General features: G+C 69.4%; 14 protein-coding genes. 8 read left to right on the top strand and 6 right to left on the bottom strand.

The features are described from left to right. The first annotated feature begins 89 nt into the window (after positions 1-89). Complete coding sequence (locus AB0I35_RS27660) at positions 90-4,886, top strand: molybdopterin-dependent oxidoreductase (RefSeq protein ID WP_357399270.1); 4,797 nt, start codon at positions 90-92, stop codon at positions 4,884-4,886. Here AB0I35_RS27660 and AB0I35_RS27655 read toward each other — a convergent pair whose 3' ends face one another. Further along, entirely contained in the window at positions 4,887-5,930 is a 1,044-nt protein-coding gene (locus AB0I35_RS27655) for an aldo/keto reductase (RefSeq protein ID WP_357399268.1), read from the bottom strand. It abuts the gene before it with no gap. Positions 5,931-6,012: 82 nt separating this feature from the next. Here AB0I35_RS27655 and AB0I35_RS27650 point away from each other — a divergent pair, with 82 nt between their 5' ends. Continuing rightward, entirely contained in the window at positions 6,013-6,648 is a 636-nt protein-coding gene (locus tag AB0I35_RS27650; protein WP_357399267.1) for a TetR/AcrR family transcriptional regulator C-terminal ligand-binding domain-containing protein, read from the top strand. A gap of 99 nt (positions 6,649-6,747) precedes the next feature. On the opposite strand, the gene AB0I35_RS27645 is transcribed toward AB0I35_RS27650, so the two are convergent. Continuing rightward, on the bottom strand, positions 6,748-7,329 hold the full coding sequence (locus AB0I35_RS27645) for a TIGR03086 family metal-binding protein (RefSeq protein ID WP_357399265.1): 582 nt from the start codon (positions 7,327-7,329) through the stop codon (positions 6,748-6,750). Positions 7,330-7,464: 135 nt separating this feature from the next. On the opposite strand from AB0I35_RS27645, the gene AB0I35_RS27640 reads away from it, so the two are divergent. Beyond that, on the top strand, positions 7,465-7,719 hold the full coding sequence (locus AB0I35_RS27640; RefSeq protein WP_357399263.1) for a hypothetical protein: 255 nt from the start codon (positions 7,465-7,467) through the stop codon (positions 7,717-7,719). On the opposite strand, the gene menD is transcribed toward AB0I35_RS27640, so the two are convergent. The 3 genes from menD to AB0I35_RS27625 form a co-directional block, all read right to left on the bottom strand. Beyond that, positions 7,716-9,347 (bottom strand): 2-succinyl-5-enolpyruvyl-6-hydroxy-3-cyclohexene-1-carboxylic-acid synthase, encoded by a 1,632-nt coding sequence (gene menD, locus AB0I35_RS27635; protein WP_357399262.1) that lies wholly within the window; start codon positions 9,345-9,347, stop codon positions 7,716-7,718. The two genes, AB0I35_RS27640 and menD, sit on opposite strands and share 4 nt — an antisense overlap. Positions 9,348-9,629: 282 nt before the next feature. After that, positions 9,630-9,914 (bottom strand): hypothetical protein, encoded by a 285-nt coding sequence (locus AB0I35_RS27630; protein WP_357399261.1) that lies wholly within the window; start codon positions 9,912-9,914, stop codon positions 9,630-9,632. 374 nt (positions 9,915-10,288) lie between these two features. Continuing rightward, on the bottom strand, positions 10,289-10,735 hold the full coding sequence (locus AB0I35_RS27625; protein WP_067485009.1) for a hypothetical protein: 447 nt from the start codon (positions 10,733-10,735) through the stop codon (positions 10,289-10,291). 141 nt (positions 10,736-10,876) lie between these two features. Between AB0I35_RS27625 and AB0I35_RS27620 the strand changes: the two genes are divergently transcribed. From AB0I35_RS27620 to AB0I35_RS27600, 5 genes are all read left to right on the top strand, one after another. Beyond that, positions 10,877-11,770 carry a 1,4-dihydroxy-2-naphthoyl-CoA synthase gene (locus AB0I35_RS27620; protein WP_356985259.1) on the top strand — a complete coding sequence of 298 codons (894 nt, stop codon included), beginning with the start codon at positions 10,877-10,879 and terminating at the stop codon, positions 11,768-11,770. A 13-nt stretch (positions 11,771-11,783) separates the two neighbouring features. Further along, on the top strand, positions 11,784-12,176 hold the full coding sequence (locus tag AB0I35_RS27615) for a VOC family protein (protein WP_357399259.1): 393 nt from the start codon (positions 11,784-11,786) through the stop codon (positions 12,174-12,176). A 232-nt stretch (positions 12,177-12,408) separates the two neighbouring features. Then, a complete protein-coding gene (menE, locus tag AB0I35_RS27610; RefSeq protein WP_357399258.1) occupies positions 12,409-13,560 on the top strand; it encodes an o-succinylbenzoate--CoA ligase in 1,152 nt (383 codons plus the stop codon). A gap of 69 nt (positions 13,561-13,629) precedes the next feature. Beyond that, positions 13,630-14,607, top strand: coding sequence for an ATP-binding cassette domain-containing protein (locus AB0I35_RS27605; RefSeq protein ID WP_357399256.1), 978 nt, complete (start codon positions 13,630-13,632; stop codon positions 14,605-14,607). Further along, the gene (locus tag AB0I35_RS27600) at positions 14,604-15,428 is read left to right on the top strand and encodes an ABC transporter permease (protein ID WP_357399255.1); all 825 of its coding nucleotides are present in this window, start codon (positions 14,604-14,606) and stop codon (positions 15,426-15,428) included. Before AB0I35_RS27605 ends, AB0I35_RS27600 begins: the two co-directional genes overlap by 4 nt. Positions 15,429-15,459: 31 nt before the next feature. Here the strand turns inward: AB0I35_RS27600 and AB0I35_RS27595 are convergent, their stop codons facing one another. Next, positions 15,460-19,005, bottom strand: coding sequence for a BTAD domain-containing putative transcriptional regulator (locus AB0I35_RS27595; RefSeq protein ID WP_357399254.1), 3,546 nt, complete (start codon positions 19,003-19,005; stop codon positions 15,460-15,462). Positions 19,006-19,118 lie beyond the last annotated feature (113 nt).

The following is a 19,118-nucleotide window of genomic DNA, read 5'->3' as shown; positions in this document are numbered from 1 at the left end:
CGGATGATCGGTGCCATGACAGGTCAGCGCCCGGACACGCCTACCCGCGTCACCACGCAGGGCGCCCGAGCATGCCGAGGGGGACGCGCATGACCGGCGACGACTCTGTGCGCACGCAGTGCTCGTACTGCGGCGTCGGCTGCGGCATCTGCGTTCGGACCACGATCGACCAGTCCGGCGCACCGGTGATCGCCAAGGTGAGCGGCGACAAATTGCACCCCGCCAACGCGGGCAGGCTCTGCACCAAGGGCGCGACGCACGCGGAGATGATGGCGGCGCCCGGCCGGATGACCACGGCCTACCGCCGCCCCGAACGTGGACAGGCCCCCGTCGCGCTGCCGGTGGACGACGCGGTGCGCGAAATCGCCGACCGGTTGCGGGCGATCCTCGACGAACACGGGCCCGACGCCATCGCGCTCTACGTGTCCGGGCAGATGTCGCTGGAGGCCCAATACCTGGCGACCAAACTCGCCAAGGGGTACCTGCGCACCAAACACATCGAAGCCAACTCGCGGCTGTGCATGGCCAGCGCGGGCACCGGCTACAAACAGTCGCTCGGTGCGGACGGGCCCCCCGGTTCCTACGACGACTTCGAGCACGCCGACCTGTTCTTCGTCACCGGCGCGAACATGGCCGACTGCCATCCGATCCTGTTCCTTCGCATGGCCGACCAGCTCAAAGCCGGCGCCAAACTGATCGTGGTCGACCCACGGCGCACCGAAACGGCCGCGCGCGCCGACCTGTTCCTGCAGATCGCGCCGGGCACCGACCTCGCCCTGCTCAACGGCCTGCTGCACCTGCTCGTCGCCGACGGCGCCATCGACACCGACTTCATCGCCGAACACACCGAGGGCTGGGAGGCGATGCCCGAGTTCCTCGCCGACTACCCGCCGGAACGGGTCGCCGAACTCACCGGGCTCGCCGAAGCCGACATCAGGACCGCGGCGACCATGATCGGCGAGGCGGGCGAGTGGATGTCGCTGTGGACGATGGGGCTCAACCAGTCCACGCACGGCACCTGGAACACCAATGCCCTGATCAACCTGCACCTGGCCACCGGTGCGATCTGCCGACCCGGCAGTGGGCCGTTCTCGCTCACCGGCCAGCCCAACGCGATGGGCGGGCGCGAGATGGGTTACATGGGGCCGGGGCTGCCCGGTCAGCGCAGCCTGCTCTCCCCCGCCGACCGCGCCTTCGTCGAGACCGCGTGGGACCTGCCCGAGGGCACGCTGCGCACCGAAGCGGGGCCGGGAACCATCGACATGTTCGCCGGTCTCGCCGACGGTGAGATCAAGGCGGCGTGGATCATCTGCACCAATCCCGTTGCCACCGTTGCCAACCGGAAGACGGTGATCGCCGGGCTCGAGGCGGCCGAACTCGTGGTGGTGCAGGACGCCTACACCGAGACCGCGACCAACTCCTATGCCGATCTGCTGCTGCCCGCGACGCTGTGGGCGGAAAGCGATGCGGTGATGGTGAATTCGGAACGCAATGTCACCTTGTTGCGCCGATCCGTCGACCCGGTCGGTGAAGCCCGGCCCGATTGGCTGCTCATCGCCCAGGTGGCCACCACCATGGGTTTCCCCGGTTTCGACTTCACGTCCAGCGCCGAGGTTTTCGACGAGTTGCGCCGGTTCACCAATCCCACCACCGGCTACGACCTGAGCGGTATGAGTTACGACCGCCTGCGTGCGGGCCCGATGCAGTGGCCGTGCAACGACAGTGACAGCCCACGCAACCCGATCCGCTACCGCAACGATGGCATCCACCAGCCGCTGCACGTAGACGCCGACGGTCACACCCCCGCGCTGGCCTTCGCCACGCCGAGCAGGCGCGCGGTGTTCTTCCCACGCCCCCACCTGCCCGCTGCCGAACTCCCTGATGACGACTACCCCTTCCTGCTCAATACCGGTCGGCTGCAACATCAGTGGCACACCATGACCAAAACCGGCAAGGTCACCAAATTGACCAAACTCAACCCGGAACCGTTCGTCGAGGTGCACCCCGACGATGCCGCCCGCCTCGATCTGAAACCTGGCGATCAGCTCGAAATCACCTCCCGTCGTGGGCGGGCCGTTCTCCCGGTCCGCATCAGCGACCGGGTCCGTCCCGGCGACTGCTTCGCTCCTTTCCACTGGAATGACGAACAGGGCGAATACCTGACGATCAACGCCGTCACCAACGACGCCGTCGACCCCACCTCCCTGCAACCGGAGTTCAAAGCGTGCGCGGTCGCGCTGCGCCGTGTGGGTCCGGCGCCGGAATCCTCGACGGGAGTTCCGATGCAGCAAGGTCCCCCACAGGCCGGCGAGCTGCCTCAACACGCCATGCCGGCCGGGCAACCCGCACCGCCGGGCGCGCACACTGGTCAGCCGTCAGCCGACACCGGTCAACCGGTTGGGCTCGCCCCGGAGAGCCCGTGGGTCCCGGGGCCCGGTCACGGTGGTCCGCATCCGTTGGCTGTGATGCTCGGGCTCGATGCGGGGATCTCGCCGTTACTCAGCGAGGCCGAGCGCATCTATCTCGGTGGGTATCTCGCTGCGCTGCAATCTCTTCCGGTTTCCGGTCAGCCCGTGCTGCCTGCCACCGCCCCGCTGTCACCGCACGCCCGCTTGTGGATCGACGGCATGTTGGCCGGCATGTACTCCCGGGGCCCCGGCACTGCCGGGGAATCCGCCGGTAGCCCTGGCACCGGAATGCCCGTCGGTGGGCAGCCGTTCGGTAACCCTCCCTTCGGAGACTTCAGCTCAGGCGGTGCGGTAGCCGACGGCGGACCCACCGGCGATGGGGTTCGCGGCCGACCGGGTGCCGTAGGCGTCTCGGCGGGCGGAGCCGAGGCGGGAGCGGGTGGTGCGTTATCCACAACTGTGACGGTGTTGTGGGCTTCGCAAACCGGCAACGCTGAGGAGCTGGCCGCCTCGGTGGCGGCGCGGCTCGCCGATGGCGGGTTCACGCCCAGGCTGCTCGACATGGACTCCTGCGAGCCCACCGCGCTGGAAGGCGATGTTCTCGTCGTCACCAGCACCTTCGGTGACGGTGGTCCACCGGACAACGGTGCCGACTTCCTCGCCCGGCTCGAGGACACCGCCGTCCGCCTCCCCCGAGTCCGCTACGCGGTCTTCGCCCTCGGCGACTCCTCCTACGACGACTTCTGCGGGCACGGCCGCACCCTCGACACCCTTCTCGCCGCGCGCGGCGCCGACCGCCTACTCCCCCGCGTCGACAGCGAACCCGATTTCGACGACGCCGCCGACCAGTGGCTCACCGATGTCCTCGCCGCCCTCACCCCGAACCTGGACACGTCACCCGGTTCGTCACCGTCCGGCCCCGGTTCGCCCTCCGGCGTCGGTTCACCGTCCGGCGTCGGTTCACCGGCCGGCACTCCCACAACATTCGGCACGAGTTCAGCCGAATCTCCGCTGACCGGCATCCCCTCAACCGCGGGCACGCCCCGATTCGGCTCCGTCCCGCCCGCAACCACTTTCCCGCCCGCAGCGCCACTCGTCGGTTCCCCCTCGGCCGGCGCAGGCAACCACTTCGGCACGGCCCTACCCGGGTCGACGGCCCCTGCCATGCCGGGATCCGGACCTGTACCAACAGGGACATGGCCCCCTGGATTCACGGCGACGACCCAGCACTCCGCCATGCAGGGGGCCGCGCCCCAGCCTTATCCCGCGCAGGCCGCGAGTCGACCGAGCGGTCGAGGCGGCGCCTCCGTCCTCGATCGCCCGCAGACCACACCTTCGCGGCGAGCACCCGCCGCACCCTTCACCCGTCAGTCCCCCGTACTCGCCACCCTCATGCGCAACGACGTGCTGAGCGCGCCGGGATCACCGAAAGAGGTGCGCCGCTTCGGCTTCGACCTGCACAACCTCGATGCCACCTACGAGGTGGGCGATTCCCTGGGTGTGCTGCCGACCAACGGTGACGACCTCGTGGCGGAATGGCTCGAGACCACCGGCCTCGACGGACGACGGGCGGTGGAGGTCGACGGGCGGGAGCTGCCGCTCGCCGACGCACTGCGCACGCAGTACGACATCACCAAGGTGAGCAACGATCTGCTGGGTTTCATCGCCGAACGGAACCCGCACCCCCAGCTGGCCAAACTGCTGCGCCGGGACAACCGCAACGAGTTGGCGAGTTACCTGTGGGACCGCCAAGCCGTGGACGTGTTGCGGGACTTCCCGGTGCGGACCGACCTGGTCGACTGGCTCGGTGCACTGAAAAAGCTGCAGCCGCGCCAGTATTCGATCTCCTCCAGCCCGCTGACCACGCCCGACGAGGTGCAGCTGACGGTAGGTGTGTTGCGCTACGGCGACCCGGTGGGTGATTCGGTGCGCCGAGGCGGGGTGTGCTCGACCTTCCTGGCCGACCGCGCCGGTGCCGAGGTGCCGATCTTCCTCCAGCGGGCACCGCATTTCCGTCCACCGCTCGACCCGACCGTGCCGATGATCATGGTCGGCCCCGGTACCGGTATCGCTCCTTTCCGTGGGTTCCTGCACGAACGCCGGGCCGTCGGCGCGACCGGGCGCAACTGGTTGTTCTTCGGCGACCAGCACGCGGCACACAACTTCTACTACCGCACCGAGCTGGAGGACATGTTCCGCTCGGGCTTCCTCACCCGACTCGACCTGGCTTTTTCTCGTGATCAGCGCGAGCGGATCTATGTGCAGCACAGGATGATCGAGCACGGTGCCGAGTTGTGGTCGTGGCTGTGCGAGGGCGCCCACTTCTACGTGTGCGGCGACGCCGCTCGCATGGCCAAAGACGTCGACGACACCCTGCTGCGGATCGCCCGCATCCACGGCAAGCTCGACGAGGCGGGCGCGCTGGCCTTCAAGAAGCAACTGGTCGCAGAGAAGCGCTACGTGCGCGACGTGTACTGATCACGCGGCGCGGACCACGGGCGGGTTGAGCCGGGCGAAGTCCGGTAAGCGGTGGTACGGGTAGTAGGGGTACGGCGGTGTGGTCGCGCTCGCCGCGTCGAGGGCGGCGAGGTGTTCGGGGTCGAGTTGCCAGCCGACGGCGGCGAGGTTCTGCCGCAGCTGTTCCTCGTTGCGGGCGCCGATCAGGACGGTGGCGACGGTGGGACGGGTGAGCAGCCAGTTCAGGGCGATCTGTGGGACGCTGCGGCCGGTCTCGGCGGCGATGGTGTCGAGGACGTCGACGATGTCGTAGAGGTGCTCGTTGTCGACGGGTGGGCCGGCTTGCGCCGTGTCGTGCAGTCGGCTGCCTGCCGGAAGCGGCTGGCCACGGCGGACTTTCCCGGTGAGACGACCCCAGCCGAGCGGGCTCCACACCACCGCGCCGACACCCTGATCCGCGCCGAGCGGCATGAGCTCCCACTCGTAGTCGCGTCCGACGAGCGAGTAGTAGACCTGGTGCGCAACGGGTTTCGGTAGGCCGTGCGCCTCGGCGGTAGCCAGGGTCTTCATCAGTTCCCAACCGGCGAAGTTGGAGACACCGACATAGCGGATCTTGCCCGCCTGCACGAGATCGCCCAGTGCCGAGAGTGTTTCGAGCAGCGGCGTGCCCGCGTCGAAGGCGTGCAGCTGGAACAGGTCGAGGTAGTCGGTGCCGAGGCGGTGCAGCGACGCATCGACCGCTCGGATGAGCCTGGCCCGGCCCGCACCGGCGTCGTCGGCGCCGGGCCCGATGGGTAGCGCCGACTTGGTGGACAGCAACACCTTGTCGCGCCTGCCCTTGATCGCGGCACCGAGCACCTCCTCGGACGCACCGTCGGAATAGACATCTGCCGTGTCGAACAGGGTGACTCCGGCCTCGAGGCTGACGTCGATCAACCGCCTGGCCTGGGCCGCGTCGGTATCGCCCCACGCGCTGAACAGGGGACCACGCCCGCCGAAGGTGCCTGCCCCGAAACCGAGCGCGGGAACGTGCAGACCCGAAGCGCCGAGCCGCCGATACTCCATGAGAACTCCTAAGGGGTCTATAGTTTCGTTAACGCTTCGGACAGTACACCCGATTCGCCGTAAATGAAACAGGAGTTCCGTTATGCAGCACGATATCGCTTGGCCCGGGTCTGTTCGCCCAGGTGGGCGCACCGCACGGGTCCGGGAAGCCGTCCTGCAGGTGACCGGCGATCTGCTCGCCGAACGCGGCTTGGCCGGGCTCGATCTGACCGAAGTCGCCGCGACGGCGGGCGTCGGGAAGACCACCGTCTACCGGCGCTGGCGCACACCCGCGGGCCTGGTCGCGGACCTCCTGATCGACATGGCCGAGCAGTCTCTGCCCCGCACCGACACCGGCGCCCTGCTCGACGACCTGACCGCGAACGCCCGCCTGGTCGCCGAGACCCTCACCGACCCGCGCCAAGGCAACCTGTTCCGGGCCGTGATCGCCGCCGCTACCGTCGACGCCGACACCGCGAACGCGCTGCACGCCTTCTACGACACCCGCCTCGACGAGTGGGCGCCCTGCGTCCACGACGCGGTCGCTCGCGGCGAAGCACCCGCGGGCACGGATGCCCGCGCTGTGCTGTCAGCGGTCTCCGCACCGCTCTACTACCGCCTCCTGGCCAGCGGCGATCCGATCGATCGGGAGGCAGCCGACCGGGCCGCGCGCGCCGCGACCGTGGCGACGAAGGCAGGCACCTTCGTCGACGCGGCCTACGCCGACCAACGGTCGTAGGACGATGTTCGACCCGCGAATTCGGGCAAACAGGCCCGCAGCGCCAGCCCCACAGCTTCCACCCAGCAGCACCAGGCCCACGGCTTCCACCTCGCAGCGCTAGGCCGGAGGCTTCCATCCCGCATCACGACCGGTGAGCCCCAGCACTCGGTCGAAGGCGGGCGCGTCCTCGGCGACGGCGACGACCGGCCCGAACAACCCTGGTGTCCCCTCCGGATCGGTCTCCCCGAGAAAATCGAGCAGAACCTCCAGATGACCGGAGTCGACCTCGAGTACCTGACCGGTCGACACCGCCAGATCCCACCCGTGGACGACGAGTTCGTCGAGCGCGACCATCGCCATCACCGCAGCCGGCATCACCACTCCACCGGCTTCGCTCTCACCGTCCCAGGCCTCGGGCACCCGCCATGCCTCGACGAGCGCGTCGAGCTGGGAGGGAATCCTGGTGCGCCAATCGGCGGACAGCTCGTCGTCGACCACGCCGGGTGGCGTGGACCGACCGACGGACTCCTTGGTCGCGGCCTGGCGGAACGCTTCGGTGAGCTCGACGACATGGCGGATCAGATCGCGAACGTCGAGGCCGACGCACGGGGTGGGGGCGGTGAACCGGTCGTCGGTGATCCCGGCGACGACGGTGGCCAGCGAACGGGCGGCCGGGGCGAAATCGAATTGCGGCTCCATACAGAACGAGACGACCCGACGGTGCCGGAATCATCGGTGCGGGTTGCCGAGAACCGGCGAACGGCGCACTCTGGACAGCGCACGACCCGATCAGCGACACCCGTCCGAGGCAACGACGACGACAGAGGAGTACCGATGATCGACTACGACACCGCCCGCCCGCTGGACGAGGTCCCCGAGGCCGATCGCGTGGAGCAGGAGCAGTCGGCCTTCCACGACGATGTCCCCGACGACCCGGCCTTCGTCGACAGCGCCGACTACACCGAGGAGATGGCGGCCCGGGTCGATCAGGACGCCGACCGGGCCAACCCGGCCGATGTGATCGAGCAGAGTATCGAGGTGCCGCTCGACGACGGTGACGTGTTCGTCGACGAGGAGGACGACCTCTAGCCGGCGATCTTGGCGCGCACGGTGGCGTGCAGCTCGCGCAAGCTGGACCGTTCGGTGGCCACCTCGAGCACCCGCATACCGTGCGCGTCGGCGGCGAGTTCCTCCGCGAGTTCGGCGGGGTCGACGCCACGATGCGGAATACGGTAGGCGGCGCACAGCGCGGCCAGGTCCATGCCGTGCGGTGTGCCGAAGACCCGCTCGAACACGCCCGCGTACTGCGGGTCGCCCTGTTCGAGCAGCTCGAAGATGCCGCCACCGTCGTCGTTGGCGACCACGATGGTCAGGTTGCCGGGGCGCGGTTCGCCGCGGCCGATGAGCAGGCCGGACGCGTCGTGCAGGAACGTCAGATCGCCCATGAGGGCGATCGTGCGGCCGGGGTGGGCGAGTGCGGCGCCCACCGCGCCGGAGACGGTGCCATCGATGCCAGCGACGCCACGGTTGGACAGCACCCGCACACCTCGGCGCGGGCTCGACACCAGTGCGGCGTCGCGCACCGGGTTCGATGCGCCGAGCAGCAGCTGATCGCCCTCGCGCAGAGCGTCCATGACCACGGCGGCGACGTGCAGGCCGGTGGCCTTGGGGTGGCTCGCCAGCTCGGCGCGGACCACCGCTTCGGCCTGCTTGTTCAAGTCGGCACAGCGGGCCAGCCATGCCGGGTCCGGGGTTCCGGTGGTCACCGCGCGGGTGCCGGTGCCGACGACATTGCCGGACACATCAGGCCAGCGCGGACCCGTGGTGAGCGCGTACACGGTGACGTTCGGATCGGCGAGCACCCGCGACACCTGCCGGTGCAGGGTGGGCCGGCCGGTGATGATCGCCTGCTTCGGCGCCAGCAGCGACAGCGCGAGCGGATGCAGGGCCGGGCCGTGCATGGGCGCGGTCGGCTCGGCGACCGTCGGCAGCGCCGCGAGTTCGGGGCGCAGACCGGCACCGTGGCCGGAAATGACCACCGTGTCGGGGGTGAGGTCGATGTCCAGCGGCACGTCGAGGGTCGCGTACTGGGTGGCCGTCCACGGCTTGTCGCCCTCGCGGCCGACGGGAATCACGTCGTCGGACAGCTCAGGGACCAGTGGCTCGCGCAGCGGGATGTCGAACTGCACCGGTCCCGCGTTGCCGGAGCGGGTGCCGCGCGCGGCGGCGAGCACCCGGCACACGGCCGAGCGCCACACGCTGTTCTGTCTCGGATAGTTCGCCTCACCGGCCTCGGCTTCGGCCAGTCCGAGGCTGATGGTCGCGCGCACCTGGCTGCCGAACAGGCCGAGCTGCTCGACGGTCTGGTTGGCGCCGGTGCCGAGCATCTCGTAGGGCCGGTTCGCGCTGACCACGATCAACGGCACCCGCGCGTAGTTCGCCTCGAGTACGGCGGGGGCCAGGTTGGCGACGGCGGTACCGGAGGTCATCACCACCGGGACGGGCCGCCCCGACGACACCGCCAGGCCGATCGCGAGGAATCCCGCGGTGCGCTCATCGATGCGCATGTGCAGCCGCAGCCGACCGGCCGCGTCGGCGGCCTGCAGGGCGAAGGCGAGCGGGGCGTTGCGCGATCCGGGGCACAGCACCACCTCGCGGACGCCGCCGCGCACGAACTCGTCGACGACCACTCGTGCCTGCGCAGTTGACGGATTCACAATCACCAGCCTGTCAGACGGGGCGGGGCACGTCTGCCTCCGGCCCACGTTGGATACGTCACCGCCGGAGCCCCTCGGCACCGTCATGGTGCCGGAGACCAGTTCCCCGGCGGTTCCGGTCGATTAGCTGCCGATGACCCGAAAGGTATAGCTATTACTATGTTTATAAGTTCGAGATACATCGGTTCGCAAACAAGTCGTCAAGACAAAGAAATCCGGCGACGAGGCCGTGGCCCGGTCGCCGGATTTCGTTTCGGCACAAGGGCCGACGGTGGGATCAGCTCACTCGGCGGGGGCGGTGAGGTCCTTGATGCCGGTGACGGCATCGACGATGTTGAGGACGGCGGAGGTGAGGCCGTCGATGGCGCCACTGCCCGACTCGAGCACGCTGGAGCCGACGGCGGGGCCTTCGAGCAGGCCGGCCGAGCCGGTGGACAGCTCGAGCAGCTCGGCGGAACCGCTGGCGGAGCCGCTGTCCTCAGCGTTCGCCATAGCGGCCGGACCGAAGAACATGACGGCGGCGGTGGCGGCGGCACCGGTGGCGGCGAGGGCCTTACGAGAGATCATGTGACCGGACTTCCTTTCGACCTGCGCAATGCAGTCATTTCATCTGTACCCAGCGGAAGATGCGATTTCCGCAGCAAGCAATTCCTCTTTCCGAACCGCTCGAGAGGCACGGTAATCGATTCCGGTCGGCAGTAGCCAATCGTTCGCGGCATCCTCGCGCGCGTCATAATTCACGGCAACCCGCAATTTTCCCGCCGTTTACCGGCGCGGTTATCTCGCTCACAGCCGCGGCGGCGGAATTTACCCGCGACCGGGCGTGGCCGCGGCGGAGGGTGTCCGCGAAACCTTCGGGGTGACAGTGGTCACAGGACATGCGAAAGGCCGGTGCGGTTCGCGTACGAACCACACCGGCCTTCGGTGTGTGCGGGAGAAACTCAGCCCGCGTGCTTCTGCACCAGATCACCGACGCGCGGCAGCGCCTCGATGACGTGCTTCTTGGCCGAACCGCGCATCGAGGAGTACACCTTCTGCAGCGCGGGACGGGTCGACGCCTCGGCGCGGGCATCGGTAACGGCCAGCAGCGACTCGGCGACCTCGTCGGACTTGGCGCTCAGCAGATCGGCGAAGGTGCCGGTGCCCGAGGCGGTGAATTCGGCCCAGTACGGCTGGAGCTGATCGAGCAGCTTCGGCGCCAGCGAGGCCAGCGCGTCGGGAACGATGGTGGGGCTGATCTTCTTGACCGCCGCGTAACCACCCTTCACGGCCAGGCCGGACGCACCACCTTTGTCCGAGACCTCGGCGTCGAGAACCTCGACGGCGTCAGCAAGGAAAGCCGGACGCTTGGCGTCGTCGAGCAGGGATTCAGACAGTGCTGCAACCACTTTCAGGTTCCTCCGGATCGGTTCGATGAACGAGCAGGCGCAACTATACGCACCCGCGCGCTCGATGCTCGCGCGACCGCTCGACCTGCGGTGTTACCGCCTCGTAGGCTCACCCCACTCGGTAGGGCAATAATCGGTGTCGTGACTTTCGATCCGAAGCTGTGGCGGCCCGTCCCCGGGTTCGAAGACCTGACCGACATCACCTATCACCGGCACGTCGAACAGGGCACCGTGCGCGTGGCCTTCGACCGGCCCGAGGTGCGCAATGCCTTCCGCCCGCACACCGTCGACGAGCTGTATCGCGCGCTCGACCACGCGCGCATGTCGCCGGACGTGGGTGCGGTGCTGCTCACCGGCAACGGGCCGAGCCCGAAAGACGGTGGCTGGGCGTTCTGTTCCGGTGGCGACCAGCGCATCCGCGGCCGCAGCGGCTACCAGTACGCCGAGGGCGAGACCGCCGACACCGTCGACAAGGCGCGCGCGGGCCGGTTGCACATCCTCGAGGTGCAACGGCTGATCCGCTTCATGCCCAAGGTGGTGATCGCCCTGGTGAACGGGTGGGCGGCCGGTGGTGGACACAGCCTGCACGTGGTGTGCGACCTGACGCTCGCTTCGCGCGAGCACGCGCGCTTCAAGCAGACCGATGCCGATGTCGGTTCGTTCGACGGTGGTTACGGCAGCGCGTATCTGGCGAAGATGGTCGGCCAGAAGTTCGCGCGCGAGATCTTCTTCCTCGGCAGGCCCTACACGGCCGAGGAGATGCATCAGATGGGTGCGGTGAACAAGGTCGTCGACCACGACGAGCTCGAGAACGTGGCGCTGGAGTGGACCGCCGACATCAACGGCAAATCGCCACAGGCCCAGCGCATGCTGAAGTACGCGTTCAACCTGCTCGACGACGGTCTGGTCGGTCAGCAGCTGTTCGCCGGTGAGGCGACCAGGCTGGCGTACATGACCGACGAGGCGGTGGAGGGGCGCGACGCCTTCCTGGAGAAGCGCGAGCCCGACTGGACGCCCTACCCCTGGTACTTCTGAGAACGGACGGGCGATGGAAATTCTCAACAGCCGGATCATCGTGCGGCCCAGCGACTATGCGGCCACCCTCGCGTTCTACCGTGACGGGCTCGGTCTCGCGATCGCCAGGGAATACCCGGGCGGCACGGTGTTCTTCGCCGGGCAGTCGCTGGTGGAGGTCGCCGCGCACGGTGGCAGCGGGCAGCCGGGCACCTTCGACGGTGCGCTGTGGCTGCAGGTGCGCGACGTGTCCGACGCGGCGGCGGAGCTGGCGCTGAAGGGAATTACCATCGTCCGTGAACCCGTGCTCGAGCCGTGGGGGCTGTGGGAGATGTGGGTGGCCGACCCCGACGGTGTACCGATCGTGCTGGTCGAGGTGCCCGCCGAACATCCCATCCGGCGGGACCAGCGCTGGTCGCCGGAGTGAGCCGCGTCGCCCGATTTGCCGATGCGCGCGTGCCCGAGCACGATGGCTGGGAGCAAGCGCCCGACCGCCGACGTCCGGACCGCGCAGCGAGTTCTGTCCATCTACTGAATCGCAGACGCTATGCCTGGCTTTTTCCCGCAGAGCAAACCGACCCGTTGGCCGGGTCTTGTCGCACGCATGACACGATCGAAGTCGTGAGGTCGCACAGCTTGCTGTATCCGGAGGTGGTGGCATGAGCAGAACCCTTCGGACGCTGCAGATGCCCACCGGTTCCGGTGTCGGCGAAGTACTTCCCCATCTGCGGCAAGCCCTCGACGGCAGCGGACCGGCGTGGTTGCCGATCCCGACGACCGATCGTCGCGAGGCACGCCGCCTCTCCGACGCGCTCAAGCCGGGCGACCCGATCGACGACGACGTCGCGCTCGTCGTGACGACCTCGGGCACCACCGGCATCCCCAAGGGCGCGTTGCTCGGCGCCGAGGCACTGCGGGCCAGTGGAAACGCCACCCACGCGCGCCTCGGCGGACCCGGCAGCTGGCTGCTTGCCCTGCCGACCCATCACATCGCGGGCATCCAGGTGCTGTTGCGCAGCATCCTCGCGGGCACCGAGCCGACAGTGCTCGACGTGTCGGGCGGATTCCTGCCGGAGGCGCTGGCCGGCGCGGTCGGTGCGATGCGCGGACCGCGCCGCTACACCGCGCTCGTCCCGACCCAGCTCATCAAGTCGCTGGACTCGCCGATCGCGGCCAAGGCGCTCAGCGAGCTCGACGCCGTGCTGGTCGGCGGGGCGGCCACCCCGCCACCGGTGTACGAGCGGGCCCGCGACGCCGGGATCAATGTGGTCCGCACCTACGGCATGAGCGAGACGTGCGGCGGCTGCGTGTACGACGGCGTACCGCTCGACGGCACCCGCGTACGCATCGAGGACGGCCGGGTGGTGCTCGGCGGCGCGATGATCGCGCGCGGGTACCGCAATCTGCCCGATCACCCCGCCTTCGCCGAACCCGGCTGGTTCCGCACCGAGGACGCGGGTTCGTTCGAAGACGGCAAGCTCTCGATCAGCGGACGGCTCGACGAGGCCATCATGACCGGTGGCCTGCTGGTGATCCCGCAGGTGGTGGAGGCCGTGCTGGCCACCCATCCGGGGATCCGGGAGTGCATCGTGCTCGGGTTGCCCGACGAACGGCTCGGTCAGCGGGTGGCCGTGGCGATCGTGCCGAATTCCGGAGCGGTCCCCACGCTGGAGGAGATCCGGGCGCATGTCGTCGCCGAGCTCGACTCGATCGCGGCGCCGAGGGAACTCGTAGTGCTCGAGGAGATTCCGCTGCGTGGGCCGGGCAAGCCCGATCGCGCGGCGGTTCGTGCCCGGCTGCTGACCGGATAGCCGACCGCCGCAAGGGCGGCGACAGCTCCCCGCAAGGGTGGTGCAAGCCGGGCGCCGCACGGTGGGTTCATGACATTCACACCCACTTCAGCGCCCGCCCTCGAGGCGGACGGCCTGGTCAAGGTGTTCGGCACCCAGCGCGCGGTCGACGGGGTGAGCCTCGTGGTGCCGCGCGGCTCGGTCTACGGCGTGCTCGGACCCAACGGGGCGGGCAAGACCACAACCATCAAGATGCTGGCCACCCTGCTGCGACCCGACGGCGGCAGTGCGCGGATCTTCGGTCACGACGTCGTGGCGCGCCCGACGGCGGTGCGCTCGCTGATCGGCGTCACCGGGCAGTACGCCTCGGTCGACGAAGGTCTCACCGCCACCGAGAACCTGATGATCTTCGCCCGGTTGCTCGGTCTGAGCCGACCTCGGGCCCGGCGCAGGACCGCCGAGCTGCTCGAGGAGTTCTCCCTCACGGAGGCGGCCGACAAGCCGTTGAAGAATTTCTCCGGCGGCATGCGCCGTCGCCTCGACCTGGCCGCGAGCCTGATCGCCACGCCACCGCTGCTGTTCCTCGACGAACCGACCACCGGCCTCGACCCACGAACCCGCGCGCAGATGTGGGACACCATCCGCCGGCTGGTCGACAACGGCGCAACCGTGCTGCTCACCACCCAGTACCTCGACGAGGCCGATCAACTGGCCGACCGGATCGCGGTGATCGATCGCGGCCGGGTGATCGCCGACGGCACCGCCGACGAGCTCAAGGCCTCCGTCGGCGGCGCCTCGGTGCACCTGACTCTGGTCGAGCGCGACCAGCTCGACGAGGCCCGCCGCATCGTGAGTGATTTCCTCGGTGAGAGCGCCCAGATCAGCCCCGAGGCGGGCCGGCTCACCGCCGCGCTGCCCGATCCCACGCTCACCGCCGAACTGCTGATCCGCTTGCGCGACCGGGAGATCGGGGTCGACGAGATCACGGTGAGCAAACCGACCCTCGACGAGGTCTTCCTGACGATCACCGGCCACCCGGCCGACGACACCGAACGGAGCGCGGCATGACCGCAGTTCTCACCGCTCCCGCAGCCATCCACGACTCCCTCGAGGTGAGCGACCGGGTGGGGTTGCGCGAGACCGTCTCGACGTCGCTCACCATGGCCTATCGTGGCCTGCTCAAGATCAAACACAATCCGGAACAGCTCTTCGACGTCACCATCCAGCCGATCCTGTTCACGGCGCTGTTCACCTACATTTTCGGTGGGGCCATCTCGGGCAGCGTGGCGGGGTACCTGCCCGTCCTGATTCCCGGAATTCTCGTGCAGACGGTGGTGCTCACCTCCGTGGTCACCGGCACCCAACTGCGCGAGGACATGGACAAGGGCGTGTTCGATCGCTTCAAATCGCTGCCCATCGCGAGAGTGTCGGCGCTGGCCGGTGCGCTGCTCGCCGGCATGGTCCGCTACGGCATCGCCTCCACTTTGACCGTGCTGGTCGGGCTCGTCCTCGGCTACCGGCCCGCGGGCGGGTTCACCGGCGTGCTGGCGGCGTGCCTGGTCGTGGTGGTCTGTTCGTTCGCGATCAGCTGGATCTGGGCGCTCGTCGGGGTCACCGGCAAGAGCGCGTCGGCGGTGCAGGGCGTGTCCACGATGGTGATGTTCCCCCTGACCTTCATGTCCGGCGCGTTCGCACCCGTCTCGACGATGCCCGGCTGGATGCAGGCGATCAACCACGCCAATCCGGTGTACTACATGGTCGACGCGTGCCGTGAGCTGATGAACGCGGGCGATTACGGCACCGATGTGCTGTGGTCGCTGCTCGGTGCCCTGGCGGTGGTCGCGATCTTCGCGCCCCTCACCGTGCGGGCCTACATGCGCCGCGCCTGAAATCGAAGCTCCACCGACGGCACCCGACTCCTCAGGGTCGGGTGCCGTCGGTGGCCGCGGCCAGCACGGCGATGATCTCGAGAACGCGGGTCGCGGCGTCCATCCGGCGGGTTCCTGCGGCCCGGCCGAGGGCAGCCGACATCGCCGACTCGCCCACCGTCGCACGGTGCAGCCGCACGTGCCGGGCCAGTTCCATCGACGGATAGTCCTGTCTTGCGGCGGAAGTCGCGGCCAGTGCTAGTAGTTCGAGCCCTTCCGGCCGCAGTGGCGCAGTCGCCAGCCGGTGGGAACCGATGGCGCACGCGACAGCACCGATCTGCGGCAGATCGAAATACTGCGACCAGCGTCCCCCGGTGACGACGAGGATCTGGGCGACCAACTCGTCGGCATCGATGGCCCGGCCTTGCAGCACGTGTGCGTCGACCGTCGCGGCCGCCACCATCATCGCGCCCGGGCCGGGATTCATCTCGTAGGCCGGCCAGCCGAGCAGCGCGAGGGCGCGGCGGTAGTGCCCGAGCCCGTCGCCGGTCGCACCGTCGGCCAATTCCAGTTCCGCCAGCGCCGTCGCGACGGTGGCGAGGCGGTGGTTGCGGCGCACGAGCGGATCGTCGACTCGATGCCTGCCCGACGCGTCGGCCCCGGTGACGGCCGATACTTCGACTCGCGCTTCCTCGCGACGGCCGTCGCCGAGCAGTGCGGCCGCCAGGTAGCACCGGGTTTCCAGCATCTCGTCGTGCAGCCGCAGCGGGCGCATGAGCTCGAGCGCACGCCGGTAGTAGATCGACGCCTCGGCGTAGCGGGCGGATTGACCGCACAGCTGGGCAACATGCTGACACATCATCGATGTGCCCCAGGCGCCACCGGCTTCCGGGTCCGCGAGCGTGCGAAGGGCATCGCGGGTCGAGCCCGTCACATTCCCGGTGTTCTCCCAGAAGTGCGCCCGCGCGGTGAGCGCGGCCGCGCGCGCGGTCGGTGCGTTCGAACGGGCGCCGTCGGCCAGCAGCCTGCCGATGCGTCGACCGTCGGGCCGCGCGGTGATCAGCCGGCCGAGCAGCCGCAGACCGGGATCGAGGCCGGGATGCGCGAGCAGGCGCCGGGCGTGCAGGCGGGCGAGCATCACCGGGCGCACACCCTCGCCGCTGTCGAACATCAGGTGCGCGCAGATCAGCAGGTGGGTCAGCATCTGCAGGTCGGCGTGCGCGCTGGAGGCCGGCTCCGGCGGGATGACGGTGAGCAGCCGCGGCACCCAACCGACCAGTTCGAGGTGCGCACCGCGCATCATCCACACCGTCGCCGCCACCGGGAACACGGTGTAGACCGTCTCGGCGTCGGCGCGGGCGATGGCCGTGCGCAGAATGACGATCAGGTTGTCGAGTTCGGCGGTCACCGCGAGCACCGCCGCGATCTCCTCGCCGTCGCGGTAGCGCCGCGCCGACGCGAGCGCGAATTCCCGCGCCCAGTGGGCCATCCGGTCGGCGACCAGCGCCGTTTCGGCGCCTCCTGTCGTGGCGTCGACGGCGGCGAGCTGTTCGGCACCGAACTCGCGGACGGTCTCGAGCATGCGGTAGCGGATTCCGGGGCCGTCGGGGTCGTCGAGGACAGTGAGCAGCGACTGTCCGGCCAGGCCGTCCACGGCCGCGGTCACCTCCGCGCCCGCGGCGACGATCTCGGCGGCGGACAGGTCGAAGCCGCCGGGAAAGCGGCTGAGCCTGCGCAGAGCGACCTGCTGATCGTCGTCGAGCAGGTTCCAGCTCCAGGCGATCACCGCGTGCAGCGTCCGATGCCGGTGCGGCGCCGTGCGATCCCCGCTGCGCAGCAGGGCGAAGCGCTGATCGAGTCTGGCCTCTATCTCGGCCACGCTCATGGTGCGCACCCGCGCGGCGGCCAGTTCGATCGCCAGCGGCAAACCGTCGAGGGTGCGGCACAGCCGGGCGACGGTTTCCGGGTCGAGCCGCACATCGGGGCGTACCGCGCGGGCACGCGCCGAGAACAGTTCGGTAGCGGGGGACCCCGCCGCATCGATGGCCAACGGTGCCAGCGGATAGACCGATTCGGCCGTGATCTCGAGCGGAGAACGGCTCGTCGTGAGCACTGTGAGGGTGGCGCACCCTGCGACGAGATCGGCGACGAGCTCCGCGGCCGCATCGATCACGTGCTCGCAGTTGTCCAGGATCAGCACGGTCGGCCGCTCGGCCAGTGCCTCTCGCAGGCGCCCGCTCGCATCGACCGGTCGAGCCGCCCGGATCACGGCCGTCTCGCGGATGAGCTCTCCCAGCCCGAGCACGTGCCCGATCGCGGCCTCGATATCGGCTCGCGAATCGGCGTGCACAGGAGCCAGTTCGACGAACACCACCGGCATCTCCCGCGCCAGCCGTTGCCCGACTGCGGTGGCGACCCGAGTCTTGCCGGTCCCGCCCGGGCCGAGGACGGTGGTTACGCGGGAACGACGGGACAACGCGATGACGGCATCCAGATCCGGCGCGCGACCGAGTAACTCGTTCGGCTCGGCGCGCAAGCCCACAGCGCTCAGTGCTGTGGAGTCTTCGGCCGTCGGCGATTGTCTCGCGACCGGCTCGGACGACGAGGAATCCGCCTGGACCGATCCCGGTTCCGGCGCAGGCGGTCCAGGCGGTGTCGCACCGGACGGCAGCGTGCCTGGCCACCCGGCCGCGCGGATGAGCGGATTCACGCGAGGCGCTTCGGCTTTCGACGAAGTCCTGGCGAACTCGGCGGCTGGTTCGCTCGGATCGCCGGAGCTCGGTCTCCGGGTGGTGGCGGGATGTCCGGCGCCGGGGAGTGCGATCGGGTCACCGCGAAGGACAGCGGTGTTGAGGGCGAGCAGAGCCGGACCCGGGTCGGCGCCGAGTTCCTCGATGAGACGGAGCCGGTAGGCGGCGAAGGTCTCGAGGGCCTCGTTGGGGCGGCCGGTGTTGGCGAGCAGGCGGATCAGGGTGGCGTGGGCGGGCTCGTCGAGTGGGTCGGTCTCGGCGGCGCGGCGGGCGAGTGTGGTGGCGGTGGTGAGGTCGCCGTAAGCGATGCGCGCCGGGAGTTCGATGCGGTCGAGGCGGCGGCGGACGGTCTCGGCGGCGGCGCGGAGGTCGTCGGCGGGGACGGAGGCGGGCAGATCGGCGGCCGGTTCGCCACGCCAGAGTTCGCGGGCACAGGCGATGGCGGCGAGGCATTCCGCCGTCTGCCCGGCCGTGTGGTGTTCGTCGGCGCGGCGGGCCAGCCTGGTCGCGGCGGTGAGGTCGACGGCGTCGTCGGGCAATCGCAGCCGGTAACCGGCGGGGCCCGCCTCCAGCGCGCCGTCCGGCAGGAGCGCACGCAGCCGGGAGACCTGTGTGTGCAGGGCATTCATCGGTGCGCGGGGTGGTTGTTCGCCCCAGATCTCCTCGATCAGTGTCGCCGCGCCGCGGGCTCGACCGTGGTGCACCGCCAGCGCGGCGAGCAACAACCTGGCCCGCGGACCGGGCAGCGCGGTCAGGGCATGATCGCGGCGGACCGCGAGTTCGCCGAGTACCCCGACGACGACGCGGGCGGTCGCCGACTCGTCGAGGCCGGGAGAATTTTCGGACATGCCGAATGTCATCGTAGGCCAGTACCACCCTGGTCGGCGCGCGTCATCGCCCCCGTGGTGACACCGTCGCGCATGTCACGAAATTGTCGGTGCCGCGTTCTAGGCTCACACCC

The organism is Nocardia sp. NPDC050378, assembly GCF_040655675.1.
In the GTDB taxonomy this organism is placed as follows: domain Bacteria; phylum Actinomycetota; class Actinomycetes; order Mycobacteriales; family Mycobacteriaceae; genus Nocardia; species Nocardia coubleae.
Note: the sequence above shows the minus strand (reverse complement) of the source record. Positions and strands in the feature narration are given on the sequence as shown.

Bases quoted from the DNA above. Each gene is read 5' to 3' on its own strand.
- AB0I35_RS27655 (WP_357399268.1), bottom strand. From the start codon at position 5,930: ATGGAGTATCGGCGGCTCGGCGCTTCGGGTCTGCACGTTCCCGCGCTC.
- menE (WP_357399258.1), top strand. From the start codon at position 12,409: ATGAGCAGAACCCTTCGGACGCTGCAGATGCCCACCGGTTCCGGTGTC.
- AB0I35_RS27630 (WP_357399261.1), bottom strand. From the start codon at position 9,914: ATGATCTCTCGTAAGGCCCTCGCCGCCACCGGTGCCGCCGCCACCGCC.
- AB0I35_RS27605 (WP_357399256.1), top strand. From the start codon at position 13,630: ATGACATTCACACCCACTTCAGCGCCCGCCCTCGAGGCGGACGGCCTG.
- AB0I35_RS27650 (WP_357399267.1), top strand. From the start codon at position 6,013: ATGCAGCACGATATCGCTTGGCCCGGGTCTGTTCGCCCAGGTGGGCGC.
- AB0I35_RS27615 (WP_357399259.1), top strand. From the start codon at position 11,784: ATGGAAATTCTCAACAGCCGGATCATCGTGCGGCCCAGCGACTATGCG.
- AB0I35_RS27660 (WP_357399270.1), top strand. From the start codon at position 90: ATGACCGGCGACGACTCTGTGCGCACGCAGTGCTCGTACTGCGGCGTC.
- AB0I35_RS27595 (WP_357399254.1), bottom strand. From the start codon at position 19,005: ATGTCCGAAAATTCTCCCGGCCTCGACGAGTCGGCGACCGCCCGCGTC.
- AB0I35_RS27600 (WP_357399255.1), top strand. From the start codon at position 14,604: ATGACCGCAGTTCTCACCGCTCCCGCAGCCATCCACGACTCCCTCGAG.
- AB0I35_RS27645 (WP_357399265.1), bottom strand. From the start codon at position 7,329: ATGGAGCCGCAATTCGATTTCGCCCCGGCCGCCCGTTCGCTGGCCACC.
- AB0I35_RS27640 (WP_357399263.1), top strand. From the start codon at position 7,465: ATGATCGACTACGACACCGCCCGCCCGCTGGACGAGGTCCCCGAGGCC.